At 67.7% G+C, this 17,964-nt stretch carries 18 protein-coding genes; 12 read left to right on the top strand and 6 right to left on the bottom strand.

The features are described from left to right. The first annotated feature begins 151 nt into the window (after window positions 1-151). From F5544_RS04000 to F5544_RS03965, 8 genes are all read left to right on the top strand, one after another. On the top strand, window positions 152-1,048 hold the full coding sequence (locus F5544_RS04000; protein ID WP_167471909.1) for a dihydrodipicolinate synthase family protein: 897 nt from the start codon (window positions 152-154) through the stop codon (window positions 1,046-1,048). Window positions 1,049-1,075: 27 nt separating this feature from the next. Next, window positions 1,076-2,530, top strand: a complete 1,455-nt coding sequence (locus F5544_RS03995) for an aldehyde dehydrogenase family protein (RefSeq protein ID WP_167471908.1) — start codon at window positions 1,076-1,078, stop codon at window positions 2,528-2,530. 242 nt (window positions 2,531-2,772) lie between these two features. Next, entirely contained in the window at window positions 2,773-3,978 is a 1,206-nt protein-coding gene (locus tag F5544_RS03990; RefSeq protein WP_238847075.1) for an NAD(P)/FAD-dependent oxidoreductase, read from the top strand. Window positions 3,979-4,086: 108 nt separating this feature from the next. Next, complete coding sequence (locus F5544_RS03985; protein ID WP_167471906.1) at window positions 4,087-4,410, top strand: (2Fe-2S)-binding protein; 324 nt, start codon at window positions 4,087-4,089, stop codon at window positions 4,408-4,410. A 91-nt stretch (window positions 4,411-4,501) separates the two neighbouring features. Next, complete coding sequence (locus F5544_RS03980) at window positions 4,502-5,944, top strand: FAD-dependent oxidoreductase (protein ID WP_167471905.1); 1,443 nt, start codon at window positions 4,502-4,504, stop codon at window positions 5,942-5,944. Beyond that, on the top strand, window positions 5,944-6,945 hold the full coding sequence (locus F5544_RS03975) for a proline racemase family protein (RefSeq protein WP_167471904.1): 1,002 nt from the start codon (window positions 5,944-5,946) through the stop codon (window positions 6,943-6,945). The genes F5544_RS03980 and F5544_RS03975 overlap by 1 nt, the downstream gene beginning before the upstream one ends. Before the next feature lie 31 nt (window positions 6,946-6,976). Continuing rightward, window positions 6,977-8,392 (top strand): amino acid permease, encoded by a 1,416-nt coding sequence (locus tag F5544_RS03970; protein WP_238847074.1) that lies wholly within the window; start codon window positions 6,977-6,979, stop codon window positions 8,390-8,392. A gap of 64 nt (window positions 8,393-8,456) precedes the next feature. Continuing rightward, complete coding sequence (locus tag F5544_RS03965) at window positions 8,457-9,140, top strand: GntR family transcriptional regulator (protein ID WP_238847073.1); 684 nt, start codon at window positions 8,457-8,459, stop codon at window positions 9,138-9,140. Here the strand turns inward: F5544_RS03965 and F5544_RS03960 are convergent. Then, window positions 9,137-9,763 (bottom strand): TetR/AcrR family transcriptional regulator, encoded by a 627-nt coding sequence (locus F5544_RS03960; RefSeq protein WP_167471903.1) that lies wholly within the window; start codon window positions 9,761-9,763, stop codon window positions 9,137-9,139. The two genes, F5544_RS03965 and F5544_RS03960, sit on opposite strands and share 4 nt — an antisense overlap. Window positions 9,764-9,899: 136 nt before the next feature. Here F5544_RS03960 and F5544_RS03955 point away from each other — a divergent pair, with 136 nt between their 5' ends. Next, the gene (locus tag F5544_RS03955) at window positions 9,900-11,531 is read left to right on the top strand and encodes an FAD-dependent oxidoreductase (RefSeq protein WP_167471902.1); all 1,632 of its coding nucleotides are present in this window, start codon (window positions 9,900-9,902) and stop codon (window positions 11,529-11,531) included. Window positions 11,532-11,537: 6 nt separating this feature from the next. Here the strand turns inward: F5544_RS03955 and F5544_RS03950 are convergent, their stop codons facing one another. Continuing rightward, the gene (locus F5544_RS03950; protein ID WP_167471901.1) at window positions 11,538-12,410 is read right to left on the bottom strand and encodes a LysR substrate-binding domain-containing protein; all 873 of its coding nucleotides are present in this window, start codon (window positions 12,408-12,410) and stop codon (window positions 11,538-11,540) included. 134 nt (window positions 12,411-12,544) lie between these two features. On the opposite strand from F5544_RS03950, the gene F5544_RS03945 reads away from it, so the two are divergent. Continuing rightward, the gene (locus F5544_RS03945) at window positions 12,545-12,967 is read left to right on the top strand and encodes a nuclear transport factor 2 family protein (RefSeq protein ID WP_167471900.1); all 423 of its coding nucleotides are present in this window, start codon (window positions 12,545-12,547) and stop codon (window positions 12,965-12,967) included. A 44-nt stretch (window positions 12,968-13,011) separates the two neighbouring features. Here the strand turns inward: F5544_RS03945 and F5544_RS03940 are convergent, their stop codons facing one another. Together F5544_RS03940 and F5544_RS03935 are read right to left on the bottom strand one after the other, a co-directional pair. Further along, window positions 13,012-13,461 (bottom strand): hypothetical protein, encoded by a 450-nt coding sequence (locus F5544_RS03940; RefSeq protein ID WP_167471899.1) that lies wholly within the window; start codon window positions 13,459-13,461, stop codon window positions 13,012-13,014. Window positions 13,462-13,497: 36 nt separating this feature from the next. Continuing rightward, window positions 13,498-14,712 (bottom strand): DUF6745 domain-containing protein, encoded by a 1,215-nt coding sequence (locus tag F5544_RS03935; protein ID WP_167471898.1) that lies wholly within the window; start codon window positions 14,710-14,712, stop codon window positions 13,498-13,500. A gap of 135 nt (window positions 14,713-14,847) precedes the next feature. On the opposite strand from F5544_RS03935, the gene F5544_RS03930 reads away from it, so the two are divergent. Beyond that, window positions 14,848-15,591 carry an ABC transporter permease gene (locus tag F5544_RS03930; RefSeq protein ID WP_167471897.1) on the top strand — a complete coding sequence of 248 codons (744 nt, stop codon included), beginning with the start codon at window positions 14,848-14,850 and terminating at the stop codon, window positions 15,589-15,591. Between the two features lie 127 nt (window positions 15,592-15,718). Here the strand turns inward: F5544_RS03930 and F5544_RS03925 are convergent, their stop codons facing one another. Then, window positions 15,719-16,144, bottom strand: a complete 426-nt coding sequence (locus F5544_RS03925) for a nuclear transport factor 2 family protein (RefSeq protein ID WP_174867265.1) — start codon at window positions 16,142-16,144, stop codon at window positions 15,719-15,721. Window positions 16,145-16,220: 76 nt separating this feature from the next. On the opposite strand from F5544_RS03925, the gene F5544_RS03920 reads away from it, so the two are divergent. Beyond that, window positions 16,221-16,739 (top strand): winged helix-turn-helix transcriptional regulator, encoded by a 519-nt coding sequence (locus F5544_RS03920; RefSeq protein ID WP_167471896.1) that lies wholly within the window; start codon window positions 16,221-16,223, stop codon window positions 16,737-16,739. Window positions 16,740-16,839: 100 nt separating this feature from the next. On the opposite strand, the gene F5544_RS47405 is transcribed toward F5544_RS03920, so the two are convergent. Next, window positions 16,840-17,766: an NlpC/P60 family protein gene (locus F5544_RS47405; RefSeq protein ID WP_428847115.1), complete on the bottom strand. Its 927-nt coding sequence runs from the start codon at window positions 17,764-17,766 to the stop codon at window positions 16,840-16,842. Window positions 17,767-17,964: the final 198 nt, after the last annotated feature.

Here is a 17,964-nt window from a genome sequence, read left to right as displayed (position 1 = left end):
GCGTGGGTGAGCGCCCGGTGACGGCGCTCACCCACGCGGTCTTGCGTGATGCAGGTCATGCCCATAACATGCAGTGCAATGTCACACCGCACTGACGATGCGGCAGGTAAACCCCTTTACACCTGATGCTTTACACCTGATGGAGGTATCCATGTCGGAATCGGGCAAGCCCTGGCACGGCGTCATCGTGGCGACCACGCTGCCGTTCGCGGCGGACTACTCGGTCGACTACGACGCATACGCCGAGCACGTGCGCTGGCTGACCGACAACGGCTGCCACGGTGTGAGCCCGAACGGTTCGCTCGGCGAGTACCAGACCCTCAGCGATGAGGAGCGGGCGCGGGTGGTCACCACCGCCGTCGCCGCCGCGCCCGCGAGCTGCACCGTCATGCCCGGTATCGCCGCATACGGTGCGCTGCAGGCGCGCCGGTGGGCCGAGCAGGCAGGCGAGGCCGGGGCCAAGGCGGTAATGCTGTTGCCGCCCAACGCCTATCGCGGTGGACGCGAGGTCGTCATCGACCATTACCGCCGGGTCGCCGAGGTCGGCCTGCCGATCGTCGCCTACAACAACCCGATCGACACCCGCATCGATCTGACACCCGAAATCCTCGCCGAACTGCACGGTGAGGGCCTCATCGTCGGCGTCAAGGAATTCTCCGGCGATGTCCGGCGCATCTACGAAACCCATGAGCTCGCACCGGATCTGGACGTGCTGATCGGATCCGACGACGTGGTCGTCGAACTCGGCATCGCGGGCGCGGTCGGTTGGGTGGCCGGCTACACCAACGCACTGCCCCGCGCGACCGTCGAGCTGTACAACGCCGCCATCAATCGCGACCTGGACAAGGCCCTTCCGCTGTACCGCGACCTGCACAAACTGCTGCGCTGGGATTCCAAGACCGAATTCGTGCACGCCATCAAGCTGGCGATGGATCTGGCCGGGCGCACCGGCGGCGCGTGCCGCCCGCCGCGGGTGCCGCTCGCGCCGGAACTGGCCGCGAAGATCACCGCCGCCACCCGCGACGTGCTCGCGAAGGGCTACCGGTAAGCGATACGGAATTCCGAGGTATCTCCCATGACCCGCACCGAAATCGACGCGGTTCCGGATACGACGCCGGAACAGGTGGCCGAACTTGTCGCCGCGGCCGCGGCCGCCGCGACACCATGGGCCGCAACGGATCTGGCAGTCCGGGCGGATGTGCTCGAACGCATCGCCGCCCGGCTCGACGCGACGGACGAACTCATCGCGCTCGCCGCCGCCGAAACCCGTTTGCCCGAGCCGAGTTTGACCCGCGAACTCACCAGGACCAGCTTCCAGCTGCGACTGTTCGCACAGGTCGTGACGGACGGCGGCTTCCTGGACGTGCGGATCGACCCGGCGGATCCGCAGTGGCCCATGGGTGTGCCGCGGCCGGATCTGCGGCGGATGAATGTGCCGCTCGGTCCGGTGGTCAACTTCGCGGCCAGCAACTTCCCGTTCGCGTTCTCCGTCGCGGGTGGGGATACCGCATCGGCGCTGGCGGCGGGCTGTCCGGTGATCGTGAAGGCGAATCCGGGGCATCCGCGGCTATCTCGTGCGGTCGGCCGGATCGTCGGCGAGGTGATCGCTGAATGCGGCGCTCCCGCAGGGACCTTCGGCATGGTCTTCGGTCGCGATGCCGGGGTCGGGGTGCTCACCCATCCGTCGATCGCGGCCGCGGCGTTCACCGGATCGACCGCGGGCGGGCGGGCGCTGTTCGACCTGGCGTGCCGACGGCCGAGGCCCATACCGTTCTACGGCGAACTCGGCTCGGTCAACCCGGTATTCGTCACCGCCGACGCGGCGCGCGCACGGGCGGATGAAATCGCTTCCGGGCTGCTCGCCTCGGTGTCCTTCAATGCCGGGCAGCTGTGCACCAAGCCGAACCTCGTTGTCGTGCCGGAGGATTCACCGCTGTTGGCCGCGCTTGCCGCCGCCGGTCCCGTCCCGGCGGGCGACTTGCTCAACGAGGCGATCGAGCGCGGATTCGCCGAATCCGTCGCGCGGGTGCGCGGCCACTCCGAGGTCGCGGTGCTCAGCGGTGGTCCCGGCCAGGTTTCCCTGCTGACCACCACCGCCCGCGCGGTACTCGCCGATAGCGCGATCGTGCACGAAATGTTCGGCCCGGCAACGCTTGTCGTCACCTATCGGGACAACGGCGAGCTGCTCGAACTGGCCGAAGCACTCGACGGACAGCTGACGGTGTCGATCTTCGGCGACGCGGCCGACGACACCGCCGCCGCGCTGCTCACCGCCGCAACCGCGGCGGCGGGCCGAGTGCTTTGGAACAGCTGGCCGACCGGTGTCTCGGTGACATACGCGCAGCAGCACGGCGGTCCGTACCCGGCCACCACCGCGCCGACCACGACTTCGGTTGGCACCGCGGCGATCTCCCGCTTTCTCCGGCCGGTGGTCTACCAGTCGGTGCCCGACGCGCTGCTGCCGCCGCCATTGCGCGACGAAAACCCATTGGGGATACCGCGTTCGGTGAACGGAACCCGACCGCAATGAGCGAACGCCGCACAGACCTTGTCACCCCCACGAATCACAGTGACAGACAACCAGATTCAGCCCCCATGGCGAACCAGGACACAGTACCGGACCGACCCGATGGACCGGCAGCGCCCCGTAGCGATTCATCGGCCCGTCCGACCGGCGGACCTCCACTGGACCCGGCGATTCGCGCTGACCCGCTCGGCACCATCGAGAAGACGGCCGCGAATTCGGATGGTATCGACCTCCATCGCACGACCGTGTTGATCATCGGGGGCGGAATGATCGGTTGCGCGTTGGCATACCGCCTCGCTCGCGCGGGTGCCGACGTGCGCGTCTGTGAGCGCGGCGGCATCGCTTCCGGCACCACCGCGCACGGTGAGGGCAATGTGCTCGTCTCCGACAAGGGTCCGGGCGCGGAGTTGCGGCTCGCGCAGTTGTCCAGGCGATTGTGGCCCGATGTGCTCGCGGATCTCGACGCCCGGGTGCCCGAGCACGCCGCCGCGGTCGAATGGGAACCCAAGGGCGGCATCGTCGTCGCGACAACCGTCGACGGCGCGGCGGCCCTCGCCGACTTCGCCGCCGGGCAGCGTTCGGCCGGGGTCCACTGCACCGAAATGGACGCGGCCCAGCTTGCCGCCGCCGAACCGGCGCTCACCAGAGACGTCACCATGGCCGTGCACTACCCGGACGACGCCCAGGTCCAACCCGCAGGCGCCGCAACGGCATTGCTCGCCGCCGCCGTCGCGGCGGGCGCGACGGTGGAAACCGGATGCGCGATCACCGGCCCGATCATGCACGGCGACAGGCTGATCGGCGTACAGACCGGCAAGGGTCCACGGCACGCCGACGTGATCATCAATGCGGCCGGGCCGTGGTCCGGCCCGGTGTCCGCGCTGCTCGGCGCGCCGATCGCGGTCAAACCGCGCCGCGGCGACGTGTTGATCACCGCGCCGCTGCCGCCGACCGTCTTCCACAAGGTCTACGACGCGGATTACGTTGGTGCCGTAGGCAGTTCGGACGCGACACTGCAATCCTCCGCCGTTGTCGAATCCACCAGGGGCGGCCCGGTGCTGCTCGGATCGTCCCGCCGCCAATGCGGTTTCGACGATCGTCTGCGCCCCGACAGCCTGGCCGCCATCGCCCGCAGGGCAATTCGCCTGTACCCCGTGCTCGCCGACGTCGCGATCATGCGCGCCTACGGCGGCTTCCGCCCATACGTCGACGACCACCTCCCGGTGATCGGCCCCGACCCGCGGCTCCCCGGCCTCTGGCACGCGACCGGCCACGAGGGCGCGGGCATCGGCCTGTCGATCGGCACCGCCGAATTGATCGCCGCCGCGATCGCCGGTGGCGCAACCGAACCAGGTATCGCCGAGTTCGCCGTGGACCGCCCGGCCGTACTCGGCCTGCCGGAAAGCGATTCCGAGCGCCCGGAATTCGCCGCGGACCAGTTCGCGCCATGAGCCGTGCACAGCGATCCGGCAGCGCAACTCGTGCCATAAACCGCCCATAGCAGGCCGCCGATCGCCTCCGCACTTGTAAACCATTCCACCGCAACGGAACAGATCACCATGAGTCCGCACCCAATTGATCCCGCCCGCGATCCCGTCGGCCGCGCCGACCGCCCGCTGACCATCACCGTCGATGGCGCCGAATATTCCGGCGTCCACGGCCAGACCCTCGCCACGGTGCTGCTCGCCAATGGGCGCGAGCACTGGCGCACGGCGCCGACCGGCACCGACCGCGGCGTCTTCTGCGGCATCGGCATCTGCTTCGACTGCGTCGCCACCGTCAACGGTATTCCGGATATCCGGCTCTGCCGTCGTCCGGCCCGCGACGGCGACGCGGTGATCACGCAGTCCCGCACCGGACATACCGGCGGAGGCGCCGCATGAGTCGATCGCTCGTGAATCCGCGGCCGCGTGCCGAAATCGCGGCAACTTCACCAGGTAGCGAGCCTCGCACCGCACATCGGAGGTCACCGTCATGACGAACACCGCACGCAGACATGTGGTGATCATCGGCGGCGGGCCCGCTGGCACAGCCGCTGCCGAATCCGCGCTCAGCGCGGGCGCGTTCGTCACCCTCATCGACTCGAACGAAACGCTTGGCGGCCAATACAACCGGCGAATACCTGCGGCCTATGGCGTGCGGCGGCCGCTGTCCATCGGCCACGGATATCGGGCGGCGGACCGGCGGGCACAGCTGCTGACCGACCATCCCCGATGCGAATACCTGTCGTGGGCAACCGTTTTCCGAATCGAACCGACCACGGGCTGCCCGGCGGTCCGGGTGCTGCTCGGCATCGAGGGCGAGCAACGGACGCATCGGCTGATCCAAGGCGACGCGCTCGTACTGGCCACCGGCGCATACGACCGGGTGTGCCCGTTCCCCGGCTGGGATCTGCCCGGCGTCTACAGTGCCGGCGCCGCACAGACTTTGGCGAAGACGCAGCGGGTGCTGGTCGGCCGGAACGTGCTGATCTCCGGCACCGGACCGTTCCTGCTGCCGGTCGCGAAGTCGCTGGTGACCGGCGGCGCGCGGGTGCGGGTGCTGGAGGCCAATCAGGGTCGGAACATCCTGCGGCACTGGGCCGCTCGGCCATGGGAGCTGCGGCACAGCGCGGGCAAGGCGACCGAACTGGCCGAATATCTCGCTTCGGGTGTGCGGCACCGTATTCCGCTGCGGACCGGCCACGCCGTCGTCGCGGTGGCCGGTGACGGCCGGGTGGAGGAGGCCACCGTCGCCCGGCTCGACCCGAACTGGATGCCGATTCCGGGCAGCCACACCACCATCGCGGTCGACGCGGTCGCGGTCTCACACGGTTTCACCCCGCAGCATGAGCTCGCGGTGGCCGCGGGCGCGCGGTTGACGGCCGACGGGTTCGTCGAGGTCGACCACCGGCAGCGCACCAGCAATGAATCGGTCTGGGCGGCAGGGGAACTCACCGGTATCGGCGGTGCACAGGTGGCCGCCGTCGAGGGCGCGGTCGCCGGACTGGCCGCTGCGGGCGCCGACCTGGCCGCACGGCGGGCGCTCGCGGCCCGGCACCGCACCGCACGGCAGTTCGTCGCGCGCCTGGCGGCGGCCCACCCGATCCGCCCCGGCGTACTCACCTGGGCGCGGCCCGAAACGGTGATCTGCCGCTGTGAGGGCACCACCCGAGGCGAGCTCACCGCGGCGTGGGCTCGGTCCACCGGAAATGCCTATCGCCCAACGAAACTCGCGACCAGGGCCGGACTCGGTCCGTGCCAGGGCCGGATCTGCGCCGCGAATATCGCCGCCCTGCACCGCGATTGCCATGACGCCGAATACGCCGACGGCACGGCGGTCACCGGCCTAGCCGCGGCCACCCCGGCCCTGCGCCCGTTCGCCGCCCCGATCCGCCTGCGTGAGCTCGCCGAACTCGACACCGAAGGACAGCCCTGATGCGAAGCGACAGAATCATTTCCGCCATCGATACGCACACCGAGGGCATGCCGACCCGGGTGGTCACCGGCGGAATCGGCACCATACCCGGCGCGACCATGGCCGAGCGACGCGCCTACTTCGCCGAACATCTGGACGGCCTGCGCCGCCTGCTGGTGAACGAGCCGCGCGGCCATGCCGCCATGAGCGGGGCCATCCTGCAGCCCGCCACCACGCCGGACGGCCACTACGGCGTGCTGTTCATCGAGGTCAGCGGGCTGTTGCCGATGTGCGGACACGGCACCATCGGCGTGGCGACCGCACTGGTCGAGGCCGGTATGGTTCCGGTTTCCGAGCCGATCACCGAAATCCGATTGGATACCCCCGCCGGACGGGTGGTCGCCGAGGTCGCGGTGCATGGCGGCCACGCCGATTCGGTCACCCTGCGCAATGTGCCCGCCTACTGCGACAGCCTCGACAGCGAGGTCGAGGTGCCCGGCCTCGGCGCCGTCCGCTACGACCTGGCCTACGGCGGAAACTTCTACGCCATAGTGGATCTCGGCAAGCTCGGCATACCGTTCGACCGCGCCGAGCAGGACCGGATTCTCGACGCCGGGCTGCGAATCATGCACTCCATCAACGAAACCCGCCGTCCTGTCCACCCCGTCGACCCGGCCATCGCGGGCTGCAAACACGTGATGTTCCTGGATCCGGCCTCGACGCCCGCGCACACCCGCAACGCCATGGCGATCCATCCCGGCTGGTTCGACCGATCCCCCTGCGGCACCGGAACTTCCGCGTTGCTGGCTCGTCAGCACGCCCGCGGCCTGCTGACCGCGGACCAGGTGCTGCGCAGTGACTCCTTCATCGGCACCACCTTCTACGCCAAGGCGGTCGGCGCCACCACCGTCGGCGACCATCCCGCGGTCGTCCCGTCCATCACCGGCCGCGCCTGGCTCACCGCCACCGCGAACTATCTGCTCGACCCGACGGATCCGTTCCAAGAGGGCTTCGCCTTCTAGCGCACCGTCACCCCGGAAAGGAAACAACGAAGTGACCGCCGTGACCAAAACCCAGCGCCCGCCGATCAATTGGCGCAATACCCTGCGACGGATGCCGGTAACCGTCGCCGAATCCGCCGATTTCAAGAAGAGTATGGGCCTGTGGCAGCTGGTCGCGCTCAGCCTGGGCGGGCTGGTCGGGGCGGGTGTGTTCTCCCTCGCCGGCGTGGTGGCCAACGAGATCGCCGGCCCCGCCGTGCTGATCTCCTTCGCGATCGCCATCGTCGCCTCCGGCGCCGCCGGACTCTGCTACGCCGAATTCGCGGGCATGGTGCCGCGTTCCGGTTCGGCGTACACGTATTCCTATGTGGCCCTCGGCGAGATCATCGGCTTCATGATCGGCTGGGATCTGTTGCTCGAATACACGGCCATCGTCTCCGTCGTCGCGATCGCGGTATCGGGCTACCTCAACTACATCACCCACTATTTCGGATTCGACCTGCCCACTTGGGCGCTCGGCGCCCCGGGTACCGGCGCCGGCCACCGGGTGGATCTCTTCGCCGCGCTGCTGTGCCTGCTGCTCGCCTTCCTGCTCTCCCGCGGCACCCGCGAATCCGCGCGGGTGCAAACGGGACTCGTCGCGCTGAAGATGGTCATCGTCGCCATCGTGGTGGTGGCCGGTGCGCTGCACATCAACGCGGGCAACTACACACCGTTCTTCCCGTTCGGCATGGGCGGCGCGGTATCCGGTGCGGCACTTGCCTTCTTCGCGGTCTACGGTTACGACGCGATGAGCGCGGCCGCGGAGGAATCGACCGACGGCAAGCGGCTGATGCCCAAGGCCATCATGATCAGCCTCGGCATCGCCTCGCTGGTCTACCTGCTGGTCTGCCTGGTCATCGTCGGCATGGTCAACTACGCCGATATCGCGGTCTCCGCACCGTTTTCCAGCGCGTTCGACCGGATCGGTCTCGGCATTCTCGGTCTGGTGATCGCCGTCGGCGCGGTAATCGGCGTCACCACTTCGGCTTTCGCGAATATGCTCGCGGTGACCAGGGTCGGCTTCGCGATGAGCCGGGATGGATTGCTGCCCGGCTACTTCGGCAAGTCCAGCCGACGCCGGGTGCCGTCGCGGGTGATCTGGCCGGTCGGGGTGGTCTCGGCGCTCATCGCGGGCTTCCTGCCGATCAGGGAGGCGGCCGAGCTCACCAACGTCGGCATTCTGATGGCCTTCATCGTCGTCGCGCTCGGCGTCATGCGCCTGCGCCGCACCCGGCCCGACGCCGAACGCGCGTTCCGCACGCCGTGGGTGCCGGTGGTGCCGCTGATCGGCATCGGCTTCTCGATCTGGCTGGTCGCCCACCTCACCTGGGTGACCTGGCTGCGGTTCCTGATCTGGCTGGTGCTCGGGCTCGCGGTGTACGTGGGCTTCAGCTACCGCCACTCCCGTTTGCACACCGAAATGTGACATATCACCTGCTCGACGCGCTTGTACCATTGCAACCGAATTCCGCCTGCCACGAGGAGTCACGATGTCCGCCACCGATACACCGGTCTCGATGCTGACGTCGTTCCTGCCGCGGCGGAACATGCGCGACGAGATCATCGAGAAGCTCCGGGGCGCGGTGATCACCGGCGAACTGCGCCCCGGGGTCGTCTACTCGGCGCCCGGGCTGGCCGAGCAGTTCGGCGTCTCGCCGACCCCGGTGCGCGAGGCGATGATCGATCTCGCCAAGGAAGGCCTGTTCGAAACCCTGCGCAACAAGGGTTTTCGCGTTCGTGAGCCGTCCGATCAGGAGCTCGACAACCTGGCCGAGATCCGCCTGCTCATCGAGGCGCCGACGGTGCGCAAGGTCGCCGAGGCCGGTATCCCCGGACCGATACTCGCCGAGCTGCGCGCGCTCGCCGACGGCATCGAAAAGGCGGCGATAGAGCTGGATTTCATCACCTACATCTCCATCGACACCGAATTCCACTGCCGGCTACTGGGTCTCGCGGGCAATAACGAACTGGTCGAAACCGTGCGCTCGCTGCGCGCCCGCTCCCGCCTCTACGGTGTCCGCCCGCTCGCCGAACAGGGCAAGCTGATTCCGTCCGCGCATGAGCACGTCGAGGTGCTCGACCTGATCGAGCGGGGCGATGCGGCGGGGGCCGAGGAGCTGATCCGCCGCCATATCGGACATGTGCGCGGCATCTGGGCCGCGAACGGCAGCTAATCGAGTCCGAGTAACCGGGCGACCAGCGCGACCTGGTCCGCGAAATGCTCCAGGAATTCGGGCGAGCGCGGATCGACGCCGCCGGTACCCTCGATCACCTGCGGCAGCAGCGTAGGCGCCATGGCGGCGGACATCAGCATGGCGCTCAGGCAGACCGGGTCGATCGCCGCGGGCAACTCGCCCGCCGCCTGCCGGTCACGAAAATCATCGATATCGGACCGGAGCCGCTCGGACCGTGTCTCATGATCGGGATCGTCCGCCGGACCGGCGTATTCGAGGCCGCCCCAAGCGAATAGGCGCACACCGTCCGGATTGTGCAGCTGCTCCAGCGCGAAGGCGCGCAGTTTCGCGGCGTATGTCATATCCGGCGTGGCCAACTCGTCGGCGCGCTCCCACCATTTCTCCGAAATGGCTTGGTAGAGGCCCTCTTTCCCCTCGAAATAATACGAAATCAGCTGCTGATTGACCCCGGCCCGCGCCGCGATCGCACTCACCCGCGCGCCCGCGTAACCGTGCGCGGCGAATTCGGCTACCGCCGCATCGATGATCAGTTTGCGGGTGCGTTCCGGATCGCGCTGGCGGTCCTGTGGACTGGGCGATCGGCGTGGTTTCGACGGGGGCACCACGAGAGTATAGACCTCACCTGACAAATTCAAGCAGTCGAACAACTTAATCAAACAAACAGTTGACACTGCGGACCAATCGAATGATCATTGGAGCACTCGGCCGATCGCCGAAACCTTGATCAGGAGCGTCTCAATGACCGAAACCCAGAAAACCGCGGTCCTCATCGTCGGCGGCGGCGTAACCGGCTTATCCGCCGCACTGTTCCTCGCCAGGCAGGGGATCCGCCCCATCCTGGTCGAACGGCATCCGAGTACCGCGATAATGCCGCAGGCACGCGCGTTCAACCCGCGCACCATGGAGATCTACCACGCACTCGGTCTGGAACCGGAAATCCTTGCGCACCAATCGATTCTGTTGCAGTTTCCGGAAATGATCGGCGCCGAGACGCTGGCCGGCGAGGAGCGGTTCCGGATCGATATGGCCGCCGGCGCACGGATCGACCCCGAGGTCAGCCCCGCCCAATGGGCGCACATCGACCAGGACGAGTTGGAGATCATCCTGCGCGCCCACGCCGAACGCGACGGCGCCGACGTGCGGTTCCACAGCGAAATGACCTCGTTCGAGGTCACCGACGCCGGGGTCAGGGCCATCGTTCGCGATCGCGCCACCGGAAACGAGTACCCGATCGATGCCGACTATCTGATCGCCGCCGACGGTAGTCGTGCCGGGGTTCGCAACCGGCTCGGCATCGGCGTCGACGAATCCATGCCGTCGACGCACCTCGCGTTCATCGTCTTCGACGCCGACCTCACCGAGGCGCTGCGCGGTCGCCGGTTCACCCTCGGCTACTTCGACGCACCTACGCGGGGCTCGGTGCTGTTGCCATTGCGGCAGGAGGGCCGGTGGCAGCTCGCTGTGCCATACGAACCCGAAACCGGGGACGGGACAGACACATTCACCGAGGAGCGGTGTATCGAGTGGGTCCGCGCCGCGATCGGCGCCCCGGAGCTCGAACTCACCCTCGTATCACCGGTTCCCGGTTGGCCGCACAAGGTTTCGCTAACCACCATGGGCGGTTGGGTCGCCCGCCGGTACCGCGACCGCCGGGTGTTCTTCGCGGGCGACGCCGCCCATATCGTCCCGCCGTCCGGATCGTTCGGCGCGAGCACCGGCATCGCCGATGCGCACAATTTGGCATGGAAGCTCACCGCGGTGCTCAAAGGCCAAGCGGGACCGGAACTTCTGGACACCTACGAGGACGAGCGCCGCCCGGTCGCGCGGCTCACCCTGTCCACCGCGATCCAGTTGCTGCACAGCCGGGCCACGGCCGGTCAGGAAGATATCTCGGAAAGCGAAAACATCCTGCTGATCTTCGGTTATCGGTACAACTCGACCGCCGTCGCCGCCGAGCAACTCATCCCGGACGAGCTGATCGAGGACCCGCGCATACCGAGCGGATGCCCCGGTCTGCGCGCTCCGCATGTCTGGCTCGAACGTGACGGTGTCCGGTTTTCCACTACCGAACTGTGCACGGGTACTTTCAGCGTGCTCATCGGCCAGGACGGCGCCGACTGGCTTGCGGCGGCCGAAAAGGTCGCCGCGGCAACGGGTATCGAGCTCAACACCTTCCGGGTCGGCGTCGATGTCGCCGACCCGGAAGGCCGTTTCCTCGACAGCTTCGGCATCACCGCCACCGGCGTAACCCTCATCCGCCCCGATGGTTTCGTCGCCTGGCGCGCCCCGCAATCCGTCACCCATCCGGAAAACGCACTGCGACAGGTGCTGCTCGCCATCCTTGCCAGGGATAACGCCGAGGTGGGGTGAATCGGCTCAGGCGAGGTCGCAGGCGGCCAGCAGCGGAGCGAGCCGACTCGCGGCGGCCGAGGGCCGGACCGCCAGATAGGTCTGGATGGTCAGGGCCGGAGAAACGATGGGGCGGAACGCGATTCGCGGTGCGTACAGTATCTCGGCCTTCGCCGCATAGAAGACGGTCCAACTCGGCTTGCCATTGCCGATGGCCGCCAGGGTGTCCTGATCGGTGGTGAAGGCCGGTCCGAGAACAGGTTCGGAGCCCGTGGCGCGACAGGCCTCGACCACCAGGTCCACCAGGTACGGGTTCTGCTCGCGGGTGACGATACGCAGCGGCAGCGCGGCCAGCTCGGCCAGCGCGACGGACTCCCCTTCGGCCAGCGGATGGGCCGCGGGCAGCGCGGCGACCAGCGAATCCTCCCACACCGGAAGGAGATCCAGGCCGGAGCTGGCGGTCGTGCCGCGGATGAACGCGGCATCCAGCTCACCGCTGCGCACCAGATCCAGCCGGGCCGCAGGCGACGCGCTGACCAGTTCGACGCTCAGCCGGGGTTCCCGTTCGGCCAGCGTGGCCAATACCCGATCCAGTCGCGACCCGAGCCCGACATTCGTGCCGATGCGCAGCACCGCATCCGCTCGGAGTAACGAAATCTCTTCCAGCGCAGCCTGTTCCGCGGCCAGCATGGTGCGCGCGTGCGGCAGGAAGGCGTGGCCGGCGGGCGTGAGCGTCACGGTGCGGGTGGTGCGGTCGAACAGGTCGAGCCCGAGTTCCCGCTCGAGCCGCCGCACCTGCTGACTCACCGCGGGCTGGACGATGTGCAGCCGCCGCGCGGCCCGCCCGAAATGCAGTTCCTCGGCGACGGTCAGGAAGTACCGCACCTGACGCAACTCCATACCAACTCCTCGCATTGATCACGAATGCTGATGAGTCTAGAAGTGGAGTGCTCATTGTTCACAACCGCCCGGCGAGGTGAACTGGTCTCAGCGACAAACACCGGGCAACAAGCCCTCGAAAGGGAGGTAGCACCATGACCACCACGCAGATCCTCGGCGCCGAGCAGGTCGTTCGCCGTTACTTCGACGCGCTGAAGGCGGGCGAGAACGATATCGTCCGGGACAGCTTCGCCGATGAGGCAACCTTCTGGTACCCGGGCGACCTGCCGTTCTCGGGCACCTGGACGGGGCGCGACCAGATCGTCGACGGCTTCCTCGGCACCGCATTCGCCCTGCTCGATCCGGATAAGGAGGTCCGGATCGAGGTGACGAATTTCTTCGCCGCCGACGACCAGGTGACGGTCGAATGGAGCTCGTGGGGCACCGTCCGCAACGGAAACCCGTACCACAACAAGAACATTGCGGTGTTCCGGGTCGCGGATGGAAAGATCGTCACCGTGCGCGAATACGCCAACGCCCAGAACTGGGAGCGGGCACTGCGCGACCCGCAGGCCTGAGGGTGGTGAGCTCCCCTCCGGGCCACCACCCGCAGGCGACCGCCTCAGTCGGCGATCATTCGGGTCGCACCCCAACTGCCCGGCGCACCAGTGCGTTCGCGCTGCCTGCGAATCACATAGCACCCCGGCGCGATGCCACTACCGCCGTGTTCCGGGTGCAGCAGGTAGGCGACGTCACTGGTGTCGAGGCAGCCGATGGCGAGACCGGTGTGGTCGAAAACCAGCGTGGTCCAGCGGCATTTCCCCGGATCGGCAACGAGCACATGGGGATTCGCACCGGTCGCGCCGCGGACCACCTCGATACCCGCGGCGGGCACCGGATTCCATGCGCCATGGGCCGGAAGCTGGATGCCATCGGCCATGGCAAGCGGGACGACGATCAGGTCGCCTTGGGCCTGTAGGCCCGCGACAACCGGGACGAGCACCTCGCGCTCCAGATGGTCGAGCACCTCGACACCGGTGCGCGCGGTCAGTTCGGCAAGGGTTTTCTGCATGACATACCACCGTTGATTCGATTGCGGAAAAAGGATTTACGTGCGACGTACGAGTTGCGCGTACTGCGCCCCGGACAGCCCGTACGACCAGCCCGCGGCCGCCACCGGATCCGTCATGGCGGCGGGCACATTGATGCCGTACCGGCGCCTGGTACCGTCTCGCTCACGAGAACCGTTGAGTACCAGTAACACTCGCGAACTCGCGAACCGCGGTACGTGATACAGCCGCAGCATTCCGCCCGGATTACCTGGATCCGGCGCGGCCGCGACCAATTCCAGTCCGGCCGCGTCGATGTAGGCGTCCCACCCGAACCGTTCGATCGCGACCCGGCGCACCTCGATATTGCGTTCCCGCCGAATCAGCTCGACGGTCGGCCCGGTTATCACCCATTCCGGCACCGCAGTGCCGTGTACGGCGAAAATACCTGTGCCATCGACGAATTCGACCGCACGGCGATCCGGATGATGCGGCCGCAACCGCACATCGCCAAATGCCTCGGTGTGGATCGCGGCGGGTCTTTCCGCCAGCACACAGCGCCGCTCACCGGGCCACCACCAACCTGCCGAGCGGGCCAGCGTCAGCCACTGGTCGAGGTGATGCGCGTCGGCATGGCCGAATCGGAGACACCCGCCGTCCCGCAGCAGGCCGAAATACGCCAGGCCCCAGGTGTCGTACTGTTCGTGCCCGGCCACCGGCGAATTGACGCCGTTTTCGGTGAGCAGCATGCGCCGCATCGGTTGATACAGGTTGTCCCGCAAGGTGTTCAGCAGCGGCTGCCGCACGACCGAGTCGAGGATCCGGCCCGTCGACTCCGCGGAGGCAGCCAGGGCCCGCGGCGACATCGCCGTCGCCTCCGGCCCATACCAGGCCCAGGGTTCGGTGGGAAACCGTCGCTGCGTCCGGTCTTCGAGACGTTGTGCCAGTTGGGATTTCGCTTGCACCAGGCGCGAACGCACCGGCCATGAGCTCAGCGGCCGGTGCAGCACGGTCAGATCCGTTGAGCCAGCGGGATCATCGCGCAGCACCTCGACAGCCGCCGTAGGAGAGGGCACCCAGACGAATTCCGGCGGCGACGCGCCGACCAGCCGATACAGCTCGGCAATCGCGGATTCCGCAGCGGTTCGATCGGCCGGATCGGTGGACAACGCCACCCGCGACCATTCGTCGCGCAACCGACAGGCCAGCGAAATGAGTTCAGTTCGAGATTGTTCGCGGGAAACCAGCCGCCGCGACGGCGTAACGCGGGTCACCGCGCGAAGGCGGTGGCCGCCTTTCCATGAGAGGAGATCATTGGCCGATGATGGCACCTGAATTCGGTGCTGCGCAACCGCTGCCTACGATTGCCCAGTTCAGACCCCATTCCGAGGCACGGAGGTGAGTGCGCGGTGAATTCGGTCGCGACGCCCGGCATCGCGTTGGCGGCGCTGTGCACGGTGCTGGTCGCCGCCGCCGCGGCGGTCTACTGGTTCGCCGAACTCGACTCGGCCTGGGTGCCACCGCGGGCGGCCGCGCGCGGCGCCACCCAGCTGGCGGCGGTCGCGCTGGTACTTGCCGCCGCGCTCGCGCACCTGTGGTCCTCGCTGCTGGTGCTCGCGGTGATGTTCGTCGCGGCGGTATTCACCTCGGCGCGGCGCTCCGGCTCGGGCTGCACCGCGGCGTGGCTCGCGCTGGCGCTCGCCGCCGGTATGGCGGCGGTGCTGCCGATGATGCTGGTGAGCGGGGTGGTTCCGATCAAGGGCGTTGCGCTGGTGCCGATCGGCGGCATTGTCCTCGGCGGCGCGATGACCGCGACCTCGCTGGCCGCCCGCCGCGCGCTCGACGCGATCGAACAGCGCTGGGGCGAGGTGGAGGCCGCGCTGAGCCTCGGCCTCACCGAACGCGACGCGCGGATGGAGGTCATCCGCCGCACCGCCGCCGATGCGCTCCTACCCGGCGTCGATCAGACCCGGACCGTCGGATTGGTCACGCTCCCAGGCGCTTTCGTCGGCGTGCTGGTCGCAAGCGGCTCCGCCTACCAGGCGGGCGCTGTGCAAATCCTGGTGCTGGTCGGACTTCTGCTCGCCCAATCCTGTTCCGTCGCAGTCACGATCGAACTCGTCGCCCGTACGAAGGTCCGCCGACCCCGCTAGGCGCGTGCCTCACGGCGACTCGGCCGGTATCGGACAAATCTATACACCAAATATATTGGGCCGCAACGATTTTCGTTGAACCTCTAGCGACTGATGATTCAACATCACTGCGTTACAACAGTTTTCACTACCCATCTGGCCGCAACGCCCGGCGCATCAGCCCCGGATACCTGCCCAGCTTCGCCGCGCCCAGCAGCGCGAACACCGTCGTGCCGAGCCACGGGCGCAAATGCGGGCGGATGCGCCGGATTCGGCCGTCCTCGGCCAGCTCGATGATCATCGCGTCGGTGATGCCGAAGCGGCCGATCCCGGCCTCGCTCACCGCGACCCGGGTACTTCCCGAACCGATGAACTCGGTCCAGCGCAGATCGGTCAGCGATCCGTAGATCACCCCGAGCGCGATGCGCAGATCGTCCCGCCCACGGATGACGATCCGGCTGGACAGCGGTGAGATCAGTTCGGCGTCCGGCGCGAGCGCCGCGACCATGCCGTCCACATCGTTGTGCCGCGCCGCCGCACAGAATGCCGCGACCACATCGGTTTCCGTCGCCATCACCACGCCCTTCGATTGCTTTTTGCAAGCCACTCTACCTAGTCACTTTCAAAAAGCAATCGACTAGGATCGGCCCATGCCCCGCCAACCGTTCGGCGATATCGCCTGTTCGATCGCCCGCGCCACCGGCATCATCGGCGAGCGCTGGACCCCGCTGATCGTGCGCGACCTCTTCGCAGGGATGACCCGGTTCGAGGATCTGCGCCGCGACCTCGGCATCGCGACCAACGTGCTGTCCACCCGCCTGGAAACCCTGGAGCGCAACGGCATTGTCGAGCGACGCGAGTACCGATCCGCTCCGGTGCGTCACGAATATGTGCTGACCGCAAAGGGTTACGACCTCTATCCGATCATCGCGGCCATCGTCGCCTGGGGCGACAAATGGGCCGCCCCGGACGGTCCGCCCGCGCTCGTCACGCACACCGACTGCGGACGGCACACCAGCGCGCGCATGGTGTGCGCCGAATGCGGCGGCGAGCTGAACCACGAAAACACTTATGCGACAGTCGGACCAGGCGCCCGACCGGGACCGGGCACCGCACTGATCGGCGAATTCCTCACCGACCCGCGAAATTCCAGCACAACGCGAACCTGAGACCAGCTACCTGCTGCGGCACGATCGGCTTCCCCACCGAGGGTGCACCACTGCGTCTTTCGTGCGGTGTCGAACCGAAGCGATTCGGCCACCGGGTGATTCAGTACCGACAGGCGCCCGCGACGGGCATCTCGGACATCGGCGAGAGCACGACGCCGCGGCCGGGCGTCGACGCGTGGATCACCTTGCCGTCACCCGCGTAGAGCGCGGAGTGCCCGCCGCCGTAGAACGAGACGACATCGCCGGGCCGCAGCTCGTCCAGGCCCACCGGGGTACCGCCGGCCAACTGGTCGTAGCTGGTGCGCGGCACCTCGACACCCGCCTGCCCGTACGACCACTGGACCAGACCCGAGCAGTCGAAGGAATCGGGTCCCGCCGAGCCGGTGCCGTACGCCGCGCCGAGCTTGCCGCGCGCGGCCTCGACGGCGCGCTCACCCCTCGACTTCGGCGCCACCGCGGGCGCGGGCTGCCGCAAGCCGGGAGCGCCGGAGAGGAAGGGCAGTTCGATCCGCTGGCCCGGCGCCAGCTCCAGTCCGGGAATCCGTACCGGCGTGGTGAATTCGATGCCCGGCACGCCCGCGTGCACCGAGAGTTCGATGCCGGGCAGCGCGAGCGGGGATCCGGGCAGGCCGGGCACATTCTGTGCGGCCGCGACCGGCAGCTCCACCGGAGGCGTTGCGATGACCGGAATTTCGGCGCTCCAGCTTTCGGAGCCCCGGCTCTCGGTGATCGGAGCCGGAACAGCGGGCACATCGACCCGGCTTTCGGAGCAGTGGCTCTCAGTGATCGGAGCCGGAACAGCGGGCGCATCGATGATGACAACGGGAGTTGTTTCGATGGCCGGGATTTCGACAATGGCGGGTTTCTCGATCCCGATACCGGGCAGTATCGGCGGCTGGGCCGATGCGTGCCCGCTGGTCATGAGGGATGCGAGGAACAGCGCCGCGACGAACGCTCCGGCCGCCAAGGCCCAGAGCAGCAGCTGATGCAGGAACCTCGATAATCGGACGTCTTCGGTTGATGCCATGATGCGGTCCTCCGATGCTCACATCGATGGCCGCGGCAGGCCGTGGCGCCGCAGGTGCGTGGCGTCGCGGGACTTCCCACCTCGACCTCGAAACGATTTCGAAAACCATCACGGAGATCTCGTGCAGTCCAGCGGATCCAGCCAGTCATCATTCGACACATTCAGGGGCGCACAAAGTTTCGACACACGTTCTCGTGG

Origin of the sequence: Nocardia arthritidis (assembly GCF_011801145.1) — a bacterium.
In the GTDB taxonomy this organism is placed as follows: domain Bacteria; phylum Actinomycetota; class Actinomycetes; order Mycobacteriales; family Mycobacteriaceae; genus Nocardia; species Nocardia arthritidis_A.
The sequence above is the reverse complement of the archived record's forward strand: the minus strand, read 5'-3'. Positions and strand labels throughout refer to the sequence as shown.